Here is a 12465-nt window from a genome sequence, read left to right on the forward strand (position 1 = left end):
CAGGCTCGAGAACGCGTCGGGGCGCTCGGGCACGAGCTGCTCGGTCGCCCGCCCCGCCTCAGTGAGGCGAATCAGGATGACGCGCTTGTCGTCGTCGGCCGGCTCTCGGGTGATGAGTTCGGTCTTCTCAAGCTTGACGAGCGCCTCGTTGAGCGAGGCGACGCGCATGCCCAGAATGAACGCGAGGTCCTTCGTCGCGATGCCGTCCTGCAGTTTCAGGGCGGCGAGGATGCGGCCCTGGCCGCGGGTCGGGTCGGCGGCGGGGCCGTGCGGGCCGCCGTGGGGCCCACCGTGCGGGTGGGGGCGCATGAGGCGGGCCGCCTCGCGGAACTTTCGATAGAGTTCGTGGCTTTCCATGAGGTTCTCCTTCAGGTTGGTGAAAGCTGCTGGTACCTGTTCAATTGGTACCTGCAGATAAAAGTACAGGTACCTGTCGCAAATTGCAACAGGTACCTGTGAAACCTTCAGGATGCGGGTGCGACGGCCTATGCGGCGTCGCCGGCCGAGATGGTCTGGGCCTCCTCCTGCGCGGTTTCGTGCGGACGGCCGATCTGCTGCAGGCGCTTCGATGAGATGCCGAGCACGACGATCGAGACGATGAGGGCGGCCGCGCCGAACCAGTACGGCGACTCGGCGCCCATGGCCTCGGCGATCGGGCCCGAAACGGCCGGTGCGATCGCGCCGCCGAGGAAGCGGATGCCCGAGTAGGTCGACGATGCCACCTGGCGCGGCAGGTTGGTCGCCTCCATGACGGTCTCGGTGAGGGCGGTGTTGACCACGCCGAGGAACGCGCCCGAGACGATAACGCAGCAGACAAGCGCCGTGAGGTTGCCGATCGAGAATGCCATGACGACGAGCGTCGCGGTGAGCAGCACGAGCATCGAGAACAGCGTCTTCACGAGACCGAAGTTGCGCGTCAGCACGGGTGCCACGAGTACCGACGTGATCGCGAGCAGCAGGCCCCAGCCGAAGAACACGAGACCGAGTTCGTGCGCGCCGAACTCCAGCCCCTGCGCCGCGGCGGCCGCCTCGAGNGGTAGGGAGAGTACGCGAGGATCGTGAAGAAGCCGAAGTTGTAGAACAGGGCCGTGATGCCGAGCGAGCGCAGCGTCGGGTTGCGCAGCGCCTTGAAGCTCGCCGAGATCGGCACTGGCACCGGCTTCTCGGTCGGCTTGCGCAGCAGGGTCGCGATGGCGATGAAGCCGATGGCCATGAGTGCTGCCGTGCCGAAGAACGGCCCGCGCCACGACACCTCACCGAGCGCGCCGCCGAGCAGCGGGCCGAGCGCCATTCCGACGCCGAGCGCGGCTTCGTAGAGCACGATCGCGCTGCCGCTGCCGCCTGAGGCGCCGACAATGGCGGCGAGGGAGGTCGAAATGAACAGCGCGTTGCCGAGGCCCCAGCCGGCGCGGAAGCCGATGATCGTGTCGACGCTGCCCGACGTACCGGCGAGAGCGGCGAACACGATGATGAGCACGAGGCCGACGATGNGCGTGCGCTTCGTGCCGAGACGGCTCGCGACCCAGCTCGTGAAGAACATCGCGACGGCGGTGATGAGCAGGTAGCTCGTGAACAGCAGCATGGTCTGCGACGGCGTCGCGTCGAGTTCCTTGCTGATCGCCGGCAAGATCGGGTCGACAAGGCCGATGCCCATGAATGAGACGGTGCAGGCGAAGGCGATCGCCCAGACTGAGAGCGGCTGCTTGAGAAGTGACGACTTAGGTGGCTGCGTGTCTTGGGACATTTCGCTTTCTCGGGTTGGTGTCCTGACGTCGGGGGCAGTGCGCAGCGGCGTGCGGGGCAGCGATTGGATTAGTGGTGGTGTGGATGCGGCGGCTCGTCGATGGTGAGCCGCTCGAGGATGTCGGTGGCCCGCGCGAGCGTGACCCACTCGTCCTCGTCGAGTTGCTCGAGCGCCGGTCGCACCGCCTCGCCTGCGCGCAGGCGGAACGCGCGGATCTCGGCATCGCCGGCCTCGGTGAGGCGCACGACGGTCGCCCGCGCATCCGTCGGGTCGGACTCGCGGGCGACCAGCCCATCCGCCTCGAGCTTGGTCACCGAAGTGCTGATCGCGGGCTGCGACAAGCGCTCGCGGAGGGCGATGTCGCCAATGCGAATCGGGCCGAGCTGCTGCAGCAGCGNACAGGATGCGCAGGGCGACGACCGAGCGCGGCTCACTGGCGCGCAGGCGTGCATAGGTCGCGAAGCGGCTGCCGTACATGACGAGGCGGGCGGCGACGCGGTTGTGGTCGTGCGGATCTGTCACGCAAGAAACATATAACTAACTTATATAAATAGTCAATGTATCTGCGTATCGGCATGCTGACGCCGCGGTCGCCCGGGGCGAGTGCCGCGTGCTCAACGGGAGGGCTGGGGCTACTTCTTTTTCTTCATGCGGTTGCGGTGCACCGTGCGCCACACCATCGCACCGAAGATGACGGCGACGACGATGCCGCCGATCCACCAGGACACCGCGCTCGCGGCCTCGCCGGCGCCCGCAGCCAGCCCATCCATACCCAAAATCACCCCGCTATTCTCTCGCAGTTGTGGCGTGAGTGTTACGCGCGGCGTCGCGCGCGCTCGACGGGCGGCCGGTCGCGCGGGACAATGGATGAATCGCCGCGCCCGCGACGACACCGCAACCAACGAGGGGAGCCTGCACATGTGCCGATTGCTCGCCTACGCCGCACCCAGTGAGACAACCGTCTCGGAGGTGATCGGCGAGGCCAACGCCGAGGCCTTCCAGCAGATGACGAGCGTGCATAACGATGGGTGGGGCACCGCTTGGCTCGCGTCGGGCCCGGGCGAAGAGCTGCCCGAGGTTGAGTCGGCGCGCGTTTCGACGCCCGGCCAGGCTGACCCGATGCTCACGGCCGCGCTCGAGAGCGTGCCGTCGTACTCGCGACTCGTGCACCTGCGGCTCGCGACCGACCGGCTCAAGCGCACGAAGGTGAACACGCACCCCTTCGTCGCGAACGGCATCGCATTTGCCCACAACGGCTCGATCATTCCCGTTGAGCGCTTCGAGGAGCTGCTCAGCGAGGAGGAACTGCGCGCCGTGTCGGGCACGACCGACTCCGAGCTCTACTTCTCGTATGTGCGCAAGCAGATTCGCGAGGGTGGCGGCACCGTCGCCGAGGGCGTTGTGCGCGCCGTGCAGCGGCTCCGTCGCACGTTCCCGAACGCGAGCCTCAACGCCGTCGTGCTCACCGACGCCGAGCTCATCGTGATTCACGCGAACTCGACGGCGCACGTCACCGACGAAGACTTCCGCTCGTATGGCATCGACCCGGCGCTGCTGCCCGACGACCACGACGAGAACTACTACAAGCTCGCTATGCTGCAGCGGCCCGACGGCACGACCGTGTTCTCGTCGACCGGCATCAACCTCGCCGGCTGGAGCCGCGTGCCCGACGACACGATCACCCGCATCGACCTCGACACGCTCGAGCTGTCGCAGCGCAAGATTTTCGGCATTCGCGAGACCGCGTCGCGCCGCGGCCACGCCGCCCTCAACGACTCGACGATCGACGAACTCGCGCGCCACCGCCAGCTCCGCGCCAGCTAGCTCCGCCGGCTATGTCCACCACCAGCTAGCGTCGCTGCAATGCGTCGTTTTTCCCGACCTGAGACGGCGATAAGGGGCCTCAACCTCATGGCCTTCTTACGTTGGGAAAAACAACGCATTTCCGCGGCGCCTAGACTGGCGGGGTGACTGTGAACCCGGATCTCGTCGGCCGACGCTTCGCGCTCGCCGAGCCCTATCTCGTTGGGCGCGAGCACGTGCGCGCTTTCGCGGCGGCTGTCTTCGCGAGCAACCCCATCCACTTCGATGTCGAGGCGGCCCGCGCGGCCGGCTACGCCGACGTCGTCGCGCCCACGACCTACCCGGCCGTGCTGCAAGACCGCGGCCTGCAGCTGCTGCTCGCCGACCCGATGGCCGACTTCGAACTCAAAAACGTCGTGCACGGCGACGAACGCTTCACCTACGAGCGCCCGATCGTCGCGGGCGACGAGCTCGGTGCCGAGCTCGAGGTGACGACGGTGCGCGCGGTGCGCGGCAACGCGATGATCCAGGCGACGACCAGGCTGACGGATGCGGCGGGCGAGCTCGTCGTGACCGCCTACGCGACGCTCGTGGTCGGCGGGGAAGGGGCGAACTAACCATGGCAACCCTCGAAACGGCAGCCAAGGGCGAGCAGCTGCTCGAAACCACCCTGCACTTCACGCGCGAGTCGCTCGTGCGCTACGCCGGCGCATCCGGCGACTTCAACCCCATCCATTACCGCGACGACATCGCGGTCGAGGTCGGCCTGCCCGGCGTGCTCGCGCACGGCATGCTCACGATGGGTGCGGCGATCCAGCCGGTCATCGAGCTGCTCGGCGACCCGGGCCGCGTCGTCGACTACCAGGTGCGCTTCACACGCCCGGTGCTCGTCGATGCGAGCGGGGGAGCGGAGGTGCAGATCGTCGCGACGGTCGGCGAAGAGGCGGGCGACGACGGCATCGGCCGCATCGACCTCACCGTGAGCTTCGCTGACAAGACGGTGCTGACCAAGGCGCAGGTGCGCGCGAAGTTCACCGCATGACGACGTTCGCGCAGCTGACGACGACGCAGGTCTCGCAGGCCGAGGCTGATCTCATCGAGCCCGTGACCCGCGACGCGCTCGCCGAGGCGTACTTCGACCTCGCCGACCGCGACGAGCCGTTCCTCGTCATCGGCGGCGGCTCGAACACGATCGTGAGCGACGACGGCTTCGACGGCCCCGTGCTGCGGGTCGCGACCCGCAGTGTTGAGTACCGCCCGGGCGAGGGCGGCGAGGTCATCGTCGTCGCCCATGCGGGGGAGTCATGGAGCGAGCTCGTCGACGCCACCGTTGCGCGCGGGCTCAGCGGCATCGAGGCGCTCGCGGGCATCCCCGGCTCGGTCGGCGCGACGCCGGTGCAGAACATCGGCGCCTACGGGCAGGAGCTCGCCGACGTGCTCGTGCGCGTCGAGGTGGCGGATGCGGATGCCGGCGAACGTCGCTGGGTCGCGGCCGCCGACCTCGGCCTCGGCTACCGCACCTCGGCGCTCAAGCGCGAGGAGCTCCTCGGGCTCGTGCTCGCGGTCGAGCTGCGGTTGCGCGAAGTCGACTCGACCGACGGCGCCCCAGTACAGTACGCGCAACTCGCGAAAGCGCTCGACGTCGAGCTCGGCGAGCGTGTGCCGGTCGCGCAGCAGCGCGAGGCCGTGCTGCGCCTGCGCGCCTCGAAGGGCATGGTGCTCGACCCGAGCGACGTCGACACGCGTTCGAGCGGCTCGTTCTTCATGAACCCGATCGTGCGCCGCAGCTTCGCGAGCGAGGCGCTGCCGGCGAGCGCGCCCCGTTTCGAGGCGGGCAAGGACGCCGAGGGCCTCGAACTCGTGAAGCTCTCGGCGGCGTGGCTCATCGAGCATGCCGGCGTCAAGAAGGGATTCGCGCTGCCCGGCAGCGGCGCCGCGATCTCGTCGAAGCACACGCTCGCGATCACGAACCACGCGGATGCGACGGCCGAGCAGATCGCCGAGCTCGCGCGCTATGTGCGCGCCCGCGTGCTCGCCGAGTTCGGCGTCGAACTCATCCCCGAGCCGAACCTGATCGGCCTGCAGCTGTAGTGCGTTCGCGCGGCTGCTGCGCGACACTCGAAGTGCGCCAACGAGACGGAGACCCAGGTGAGTGAGCAGCGACCGAGATTCAGCCCGCCCGAGCCCCGCTTCGGGGCCGAGCCGGCAGCGGCTGCTGTGCCCGACGCATCCGGCTCGTCGCGCCGCCGCGTCTGGTCACCCCTCACGATTGTGCTCACGAGCGCCTCGGCGGTCGTCGTCATCGGCCTCGTCATCACGCTCGCGCTGCTGTGGGGAAACCCGTTGCAGCCGAGCCAGGGCGAGGCCGCGGCGCCGCTCGAGAGCAACGGCGGCGGCACCGCCGGCCCGACCGACACCGTGGGCCCCACGCCGACGCCCTACGCGGTGCAGCCGGGCGACACGGTCTCGATTGAGCAGGATGCGGTGTTCGAGGATGGCTTCACGCTCGTCTACCCGAAGCTCGGCGACTGGATCGAGCAGGACATCGTGAATCGCCCCGAGCAGTTGACGATGTATGCGCCCGACTACAGCGCGCAGATTCAGGTGTGGCAGACGTCGGTGTTCAACTCGAACCAGACCGACAAAGAGCTCACGCTCGCACAGCTCAACCGCATCAACGACGAGTGCTCGTACGGCGCGACGGGCATCTCCGAGCCCGAGTCGTACCTGCTTGAGGGCGAGGACGGCACGAAACTCGAGCTGCTCGGCGTGCGGGCCGACGAGTGCGAGGGCGGCCAGGTCTGGCTGCTGCAGCGCGTCATGCCGCTCACCGGCACGCGCGTGCACATCGTGCTGTGGAGCACGACGACGCTCGACGACAACGACGAGCTGCTCGACAAGCTCGCCGAAATTACCTTCACAACGCCGTAGCCGGGCCGCCGTCTTGCGACGGGGCCCGGCTACTGGCGCGCGGCGTGGCGCGAGTTAGTTGAAGAGCGCCTGGATGCGGCGCACGCCTTCGACGAGTGCGTCGTCGCCGAGCGCGTAGCTGAAGCGCAGGTAACCCGAGGGGCCGAAGGCCTCGCCGGGGACGGCCGCGACCTCGGCCCGATCGAGCAGGAAGTCGGCGAGGTCGAGCGAGGTCTCGAGGCGAACGCCGTCGTACTCCTTGCCGAGCACGCCCGACACATCGGCGTAGACGTAGAACGCGCCCTGGGGCGTCGGCACGGTGAAGCCGTTGACCTTGCTGAGCTCGTCGACCATGAGCTTGCGGCGGCGGTCGAAGGCGAGGCGGAATTCCTCGATCGGCTCGCTCGGCCCGATGAGGGCGGCGAGCGCGGCGCGCTGCGCGACGTTGTTCACGTTGCTCGTGAGGTGCGACTGCAGGTTCGCGGCGCCCTTGATGACGTCCTCCGGGCCCACCATCCAGCCCACGCGCCAGCCGGTCATCGCGAACGACTTCGCGACACCGTTAACGAGCACGGCCTGCTCGGCGAGCGCCGGCACGGCCTCGACGATCGAGGTGGCCTTCACTCCGTCGTAGACGAGGTTCTGGTAGATCTCGTCGGCGATGACCCACACGCCGTGCTCGAGCGCCCACTCGCCGATGGTGCGGGTCTCGTCGGGCGAGTAGACGGCGCCGGTCGGGTTCGACGGCGAAACGAAGAGCATCGCCTTCGTGTCGGGCGTGCGCGCGGCCTCGAGCTGCTCGACGGTGACCTTGTAGCCCTGGTCGGCGCCGGCGAAGACCTCGATGGTGTTGCCGCCGGCGAACTTGATGACCTCGGGGTAGGTGGTCCACGCCGGGGTCGGCAGCAGCACATCGTCGCCGTCGCCGATGATCGCCTGGATCGTCTCGAACACGGCCTGCTTGCCGCCGTTCGTGACGAGCACGCGGCTCGCGGGCACGGTGAGGCCCGAGTCGCGCGCGGTTTTCTCGACGATCGCGTCGCGCAGCTCGGGCAGACCGACGTTGGCCGTGTACTTGTGGTTCTTCGGGTCCTTCACGGCCTCGACAGCGGCGTCGATGACGTGCTGCGGCGTTGCGAAGTCGGGCTCGCCGGCGGCGTACGAAATCACCGGGCGGCCCTCTGCCTTGAGGGCCTTGGCCTTATTGTCGACCTTCAGCGTGGCCGAAGGGGCGATGGCGGAGACGCGGGACGAAAGACGCGATTCAGTCATGATGTGCAGTCTAGTTTGTGCGGTTGTGAACGGGTTACCGTCATTCATTTTTCATGACGTGCGGCCGGCTGTCTGCACATCCGCCGGAAATGGGCCGGATGTGCGCGAACGCCAAACTCGCGGCGTCACGCAACGTCGTGCTCGCGAATGGTTGACGCCGCTATGGCGGTACTCAGTGCCGTCATAGCGTCGTTCCACGAGGCCGAAGTCGACCAAGTATCTGCGGAGCACCGCGACGTCGTCGTGGAACTTGGATAGACGCTCGTTCATCTCGGTCTCGGAGAGCGTTTCGTCGTGAGCGATGACCTGGTCGCGAACCCAGCGTAGAAGCGCACCTCGCTCGCTCGGAGTTGCCGGATAGGTGCCGATGCGCCCATCGACGAGAAAACGTTGAATCCCGGTTTTGGCCTCGCGCTTACCCTCGCTAAGTAGCTCTGGAAACACTGACGGCGTCAGCGTCAGCGCGCCGTCGGTGGCCAACTCAGCGATGCCCGAGTTCACGATCGCGCTCACCACGTGTCGGGTGCGTGACGGCGAAAGCCCAAGGGAATCTGGGTGGACTGTTTCGTCGAGCAGCAGCCGCCCGGCGACCTGACGCGTCTGTTCATTGACAAAGAGCGCGATGACATTGCGCCACTGGTGAGTCATGGATGACACTTCCTCTCGTACCGGCATTTCACCCGCGTTCGGCTCGCAATAGCAAACCCGGCCGCAGCATCCGGCGGTCGGTTCGAGGGCAACCTCGCATCGGCATGTGGAGGTGGCGGCGGTTTTGTCGTAAACTGTCTGGGTTGCCCGCGCAGTATGCGCGACGTGACGTAGGGCGGTAGCTCAATTGGCAGAGCAGCGGTCTCCAAAACCGCAGGTTGCAGGTTCGATTCCTGTCCGCCCTGCAGCCACGGGCCGTGCGGAGTGCACGGCCCGTTTTGCATCTCGGCTGGTTTTGCGGGGCAATCGGGCTCGCGTTATCGACAAGGTTGTCGCTGTGACGTAGGCTGATGCAGTTGCCAAAAGGCATACTGCAGTGCGCCCAAAATCCGGTTCGTGCCGCATATCCAAGCTTCGAAAGGGATCCGCGTGGCCACAGGCACGTCTGATGACGAGCGTGACGACGACCTCACCAACAGCACCGAACCAAGCGGTGACGAGGCCGACGCTTTGGACGAGACGCTTGATGCGGAGGCGGCCGACGAGTCGGCTGTGAGCGAAGCTGACGAAGACGCCGATGACGAGGCTGACGCCGAAGCCGAGGCTGATGAGGACGCGGGTGACAGTGATGCTGATGCCGAGGACGACGACGCTGACGACAGCGACGCCGACGACGCTGACGACGCTGACTCGGACGACGCGAAGTCTGACGCCAAGAAGGATGCTGCGGTAGTCGCATCCGGCAAGGGCAAGAAGGCGAAGCGCGGCGAGAAGACCTCAGCCAAGGGCGCCGCTGTTGAGGCATCGAAGAAGACGAGCAAGCAGAAGAACGACAAGAAGGACGCTGGCGAGAAGCGCGGCCTTCGCAAGTTCTTCAGTGAAGTCGTCATCGAGCTGAAGAAGGTCGTCACCCCGACCCGCCAGGAACTCTGGCGCTACGTCGGCGTCGTGATCGCGTTCCTCATCATCATGATGCTGCTCGTGATGCTCTTCGACTGGATCTTCGGCTTCGCCTCCTCGTGGGTGTTTGGCAACGGCCAGTCGCTGTTCCCCGAGGACTGGTTCCAGGGCGGCGATCCGACCCAGACGCCGGTGCCCACCGAGACCGTCCTGCCGACCGAGTCGGTTGACCCGACCGCGACGGCGACCCCGTAATCCCCAAGTCGCGGCGCCACACGCCCGCGCGTCCGACACAGACCGAGCGGCCGTCGCGCCGCAATTCGATGAAGTGAGTTGAACTACCGTGGCTGACGAAACCCAGCTTCCCGAGCAGAACGAGACCGAGCTCGACGCCGTGAACGAGGCTCCCCAGAGCCAGGACGCGCCTGTCGAGGCCGAGGCTAACGACGTCGAGACNCCGTCGCGACCGACGCAGTCGCATCCGACGGCGCTGAGACCGTTGACGCCGAGTCGGCCGACGCCGAGCCCGCCGCCGAAGGTGAAGCCGTCGAAGGTGAAGCCGCCGAGGGCGACGACGAGGCCGAGGTTGACCCCTACGCCGAGTTCAAGCTCGAACTGCGCATGAAGCCCGGCAAGTGGTACGTCATCCACACCTACGCCGGCTTCGAGCGCAAGGTGCGCGACAACCTCCAGCAGCGCGTCGAGAACAAGAAGCGCTCGGAGTCGTCCGAGGGCGCCGACGACATCTATGAGGTGCAGGTGCCCATGGAAGACGTCGTCGAGATGAAGAACGGCCAGCGCAAGATGGTCACGCGCGTGCGTATCCCCGGCTACGTGCTCGTTCGCATGCACCTCACTGAGGACAGCTGGTCGCTCGTGCGTCAGACGCCGGGCGTCACGGGATTTGTTGGTAACGCGCACGACCCGGTGCCGCTGCGATTCAAGGAAGTCTTCGAGATGCTCAAGAGCATCGTCGAGCTGCCCGACGTCAAGGATGTCAAGGGTGAGGCCAAGGCCGGCGCTGCCACGGGCGGCAAGCAGCCGATCACCGAGGTCGAGTTCGAGAACGGCGAGACCGTCACGATCAAGGAAGGCTCGTTCGAAGGCCTCACCGGTTCGATCAGCGAGATCAACGCCGCGGCGGGCAAGCTCATCGTGCTCGTCTCCCTCTTCGGTCGCGAGACTCCCGTCGAGCTCTCGTTCGACGAGGTCGCGAAGCTCTAACTTCAGCTCGAGCAGACGCGGCGTCGACCCACGTGGTCGGCGCCGCGTTCGCATGAACCGCCCCTGGCCAGGATGTGCGGAATCGAGTAAACTTGCGGGGTTGCGCATGCGCAACCGATACCGGGCGCCGGAAAGGCCGGCGTTGCGGGAGAGGGATGTTCGCAACATCCACTCGACAGAAAGGAAACCACATGGCACCGAAGAAGAAGGTTTCGGGTCTGATCAAGCTTCAGATCCAGGCTGGCGCCGCGAACCCTGCTCCGCCGGTTGGTCCGGCCCTGGGTCAGCACGGCGTCAACATCATGGAGTTCTGCAAGGCGTACAACGCGGCGACCGAGCAGCAGCGCGGCAACATTGTGCCCGTTGAGATCACCGTGTACGAAGACCGTTCGTTCACCTTCGTGCTCAAGACGCCCCCGGCGGCTGAGCTCATCAAGAAGGCTGCGGGCGTGAAGAAGGGCTCGGGTGTGCCCCACACGAACAAGGTCGGCAAGATGACCATGGACCAGGCGCGCGAAATCGCCGAGACCAAGAAGGCCGACCTCAACGCGAACGACATCGAAGCTGGCGCGAAGATCATCGCCGGCACCGCCCGCTCCATGGGCATCGAGGTCACGGGCAACTAGCCCCCGCCTCCCCGAGCTAGCGATCGGGGTAGTGCACACACGCCGCGCCACAGCGCGTGGCCGTACACACTTTCGCGGGAGAGCCAGCCAGCTCGTTCGACCGCACACTCTCAAAGGAGCACAACATGGCAAAGAATTCCAAGGCGTACCGCGCCGCGGCAGAGAAGATTGAAGAGGGCAAGGTCTACGACCTTGCCTCGGCCGCGCAGCTTGCGAAGGACACTTCGTCGGCGAAGTTCGACAGCACCGTCGAGGTCGCACTGCGCCTCGCCGTTGACCCGCGCAAGGCCGACCAGATGGTGCGTGGCACCGTCAGCCTGCCGCACGGCACCGGTAAGACCGCTCGCGTCATCGTGTTCGCGCAGGGCCCGGCCGCTGAGGCCGCCCTCGCCGCGGGCGCCGACGAGGTCGGCAGCGACGAACTCATCGCGAAGGTCGCTGACGGCTGGACCGACTTCGACTCGGCCGTCGCCACCCCCGACATGATGGGCAAGGTAGGCCGTCTCGGTAAGGTGCTTGGTCCCCGTGGTCTCATGCCGAACCCGAAGACCGGTACCGTGACCCCGGACGCCGCCAAGGCTGTCACCGAGATCAAGGGCGGCAAGATCGAGTTCCGCGTCGACAAGCACTCGAACCTGCACTTCATCGCGGGCAAGGCGTCGTTCGACGCCGAGCAGCTCACCGAGAACCTGCAGGCCGCGCTCGACGAGGTCATCCGCCTCAAGCCGGCTTCGGCGAAGGGCCGTTACGTGCAGAAGGCTGTCGTCGCGACGACCTTCGGCCCGTCGATCCCCCTCGACGTTTCGGCGTTCTAAGCAACGTCTCGCGCTCGTCGCGAGTTCACTGGCCCCGCTTCGGCGGGGCCAGTTTGCGTTTCCTGGCCGGTGCGAGGGCCTGCAGCCGGAGGCGCGACTCGAGCCGCGCATCCGGCCCTCGGGATGCTGCGGGAGGGCGCTGGCGCCGGCGAGCAAAGGCGGGCGAGGGAATTACCGACGATCGGGTCGGTAATGCGGTAGTGTCTGGCGTGACGAATGTGACGTTCGCCTGAGTCGCGCCACGGTGGCCGACTCGGATTGTCATGACAACGGAGCCATGAAATGTCCAACACCTCTGAAATCGACCAGTTGCCGGTGACGAGCCCGGCCGAGCGCCGGCGCGTCCTCGCCGCGACGATCGTCGGCACCACCGTTGAGTGGTACGACTTCTTCANTTACGCCTTCGCGGCGTCGCTCATCTTCAACACCCAGTTCTTCGGGCCGATGGGCGAGGCGATGGGCCCGGCCGGCCCAACGCTGATCTCGATGGCCTCGATCGGCCTCTCGTTCCTGTTCCGCCCGC

The 12465-nt window shown here is 66.7% G+C and carries 13 protein-coding genes, 1 tRNA gene and 2 pseudogenes; 10 read left to right on the top strand and 6 right to left on the bottom strand.

What is annotated here, in order from left to right:
* From ID132_RS11170 to ID132_RS11185, 4 genes and pseudogenes are all read right to left on the bottom strand, one after another.
* A partial coding sequence (locus ID132_RS11170) for a MarR family transcriptional regulator (RefSeq protein WP_211198398.1) occupies positions 1 to 357 on the bottom strand: 357 nt, incomplete at its 3' end.
* A 128-nt stretch (positions 358 to 485) separates the two neighbouring features.
* Positions 486 to 1744, bottom strand: a pseudogene (locus ID132_RS11175) (MFS transporter).
* A gap of 68 nt (positions 1745 to 1812) precedes the next feature.
* The gene (locus ID132_RS11180; RefSeq protein ID WP_235988528.1) at positions 1813 to 2196 is read right to left on the bottom strand and encodes a MarR family transcriptional regulator; all 384 of its coding nucleotides are present in this window, start codon (positions 2194 to 2196) and stop codon (positions 1813 to 1815) included.
* A gap of 180 nt (positions 2197 to 2376) precedes the next feature.
* A complete protein-coding gene (locus ID132_RS11185) occupies positions 2377 to 2526 on the bottom strand; it encodes a hypothetical protein (RefSeq protein WP_164509736.1) in 150 nt (49 codons plus the stop codon).
* An 85-nt stretch (positions 2527 to 2611) separates the two neighbouring features.
* Here ID132_RS11185 and ID132_RS11190 point away from each other — a divergent pair, with 85 nt between their 5' ends.
* From ID132_RS11190 to ID132_RS11210, 5 genes are all read left to right on the top strand, one after another.
* Complete coding sequence (locus tag ID132_RS11190; RefSeq protein ID WP_164509737.1) at positions 2612 to 3568, top strand: class II glutamine amidotransferase; 957 nt, start codon at positions 2612 to 2614, stop codon at positions 3566 to 3568.
* Between the two features lie 143 nt (positions 3569 to 3711).
* Positions 3712 to 4164, top strand: a complete 453-nt coding sequence (locus ID132_RS11195) for an FAS1-like dehydratase domain-containing protein (RefSeq protein WP_193128650.1) — start codon at positions 3712 to 3714, stop codon at positions 4162 to 4164.
* Positions 4165 to 4166: 2 nt separating this feature from the next.
* Complete coding sequence (locus ID132_RS11200) at positions 4167 to 4589, top strand: MaoC/PaaZ C-terminal domain-containing protein (protein ID WP_193128651.1); 423 nt, start codon at positions 4167 to 4169, stop codon at positions 4587 to 4589.
* A complete protein-coding gene (locus ID132_RS11205; protein ID WP_193128652.1) occupies positions 4586 to 5638 on the top strand; it encodes a UDP-N-acetylmuramate dehydrogenase in 1053 nt (350 codons plus the stop codon). The genes ID132_RS11200 and ID132_RS11205 overlap by 4 nt, the downstream gene beginning before the upstream one ends.
* Positions 5639 to 5695: 57 nt before the next feature.
* Positions 5696 to 6478, top strand: coding sequence for a hypothetical protein (locus ID132_RS11210; protein WP_125106787.1), 783 nt, complete (start codon positions 5696 to 5698; stop codon positions 6476 to 6478).
* A 54-nt stretch (positions 6479 to 6532) separates the two neighbouring features.
* Here the strand turns inward: ID132_RS11210 and ID132_RS11215 are convergent, their stop codons facing one another.
* Both ID132_RS11215 and ID132_RS11220 read right to left on the bottom strand, forming a co-directional pair.
* A complete protein-coding gene (locus tag ID132_RS11215; protein WP_125106788.1) occupies positions 6533 to 7729 on the bottom strand; it encodes a pyridoxal phosphate-dependent aminotransferase in 1197 nt (398 codons plus the stop codon).
* 51 nt (positions 7730 to 7780) lie between these two features.
* The gene (locus ID132_RS11220; RefSeq protein ID WP_164509738.1) at positions 7781 to 8377 is read right to left on the bottom strand and encodes a DUF2087 domain-containing protein; all 597 of its coding nucleotides are present in this window, start codon (positions 8375 to 8377) and stop codon (positions 7781 to 7783) included.
* A gap of 172 nt (positions 8378 to 8549) precedes the next feature.
* Between ID132_RS11220 and ID132_RS11225 the strand changes: the two genes are divergently transcribed.
* From ID132_RS11225 to rplA, 5 genes and pseudogenes are all read left to right on the top strand, one after another.
* Positions 8550 to 8622: transfer RNA gene (locus ID132_RS11225), tRNA-Trp, on the top strand.
* Positions 8623 to 8806: 184 nt separating this feature from the next.
* Complete coding sequence (secE, locus tag ID132_RS11230; protein WP_241209130.1) at positions 8807 to 9532, top strand: preprotein translocase subunit SecE; 726 nt, start codon at positions 8807 to 8809, stop codon at positions 9530 to 9532.
* 88 nt (positions 9533 to 9620) lie between these two features.
* Positions 9621 to 10501, top strand: a pseudogene (gene nusG, locus ID132_RS11235) (transcription termination/antitermination protein NusG).
* Positions 10502 to 10692: 191 nt separating this feature from the next.
* Positions 10693 to 11127: a 50S ribosomal protein L11 gene (gene rplK / locus ID132_RS11240; RefSeq protein ID WP_125106791.1), complete on the top strand. Its 435-nt coding sequence runs from the start codon at positions 10693 to 10695 to the stop codon at positions 11125 to 11127.
* Positions 11128 to 11252: 125 nt separating this feature from the next.
* Positions 11253 to 11942, top strand: coding sequence for a 50S ribosomal protein L1 (gene rplA, locus ID132_RS11245; RefSeq protein ID WP_125106792.1), 690 nt, complete (start codon positions 11253 to 11255; stop codon positions 11940 to 11942).
* The last annotated feature ends 523 nt before the right edge of the window (positions 11943 to 12465 follow it).

Origin of the sequence: Gulosibacter sediminis (assembly GCF_014904065.1) — a bacterium.
GTDB classification, from domain to species: Bacteria; Actinomycetota; Actinomycetes; order Actinomycetales; family Microbacteriaceae; genus Gulosibacter; species Gulosibacter sediminis.

What these genes read in the sequence shown, in the direction of transcription:
- ID132_RS11190 (WP_164509737.1), top strand. Translation starts at nt 2,612, where the DNA reads ATGAATCGCCGCGCCCGCGACGACACCGCAACCAACGAGGGGAGCCTG.
- ID132_RS11200 (WP_193128651.1), top strand. Translation starts at nt 4,167, where the DNA reads ATGGCAACCCTCGAAACGGCAGCCAAGGGCGAGCAGCTGCTCGAAACC.
- ID132_RS11205 (WP_193128652.1), top strand. Translation starts at nt 4,586, where the DNA reads ATGACGACGTTCGCGCAGCTGACGACGACGCAGGTCTCGCAGGCCGAG.
- ID132_RS11215 (WP_125106788.1), bottom strand. Translation starts at nt 7,729, where the DNA reads ATGACTGAATCGCGTCTTTCGTCCCGCGTCTCCGCCATCGCCCCTTCG.
- ID132_RS11220 (WP_164509738.1), bottom strand. Translation starts at nt 8,377, where the DNA reads ATGACTCACCAGTGGCGCAATGTCATCGCGCTCTTTGTCAATGAACAG.
- rplK (WP_125106791.1), top strand. Translation starts at nt 10,693, where the DNA reads ATGGCACCGAAGAAGAAGGTTTCGGGTCTGATCAAGCTTCAGATCCAG.
- rplA (WP_125106792.1), top strand. Translation starts at nt 11,253, where the DNA reads ATGGCAAAGAATTCCAAGGCGTACCGCGCCGCGGCAGAGAAGATTGAA.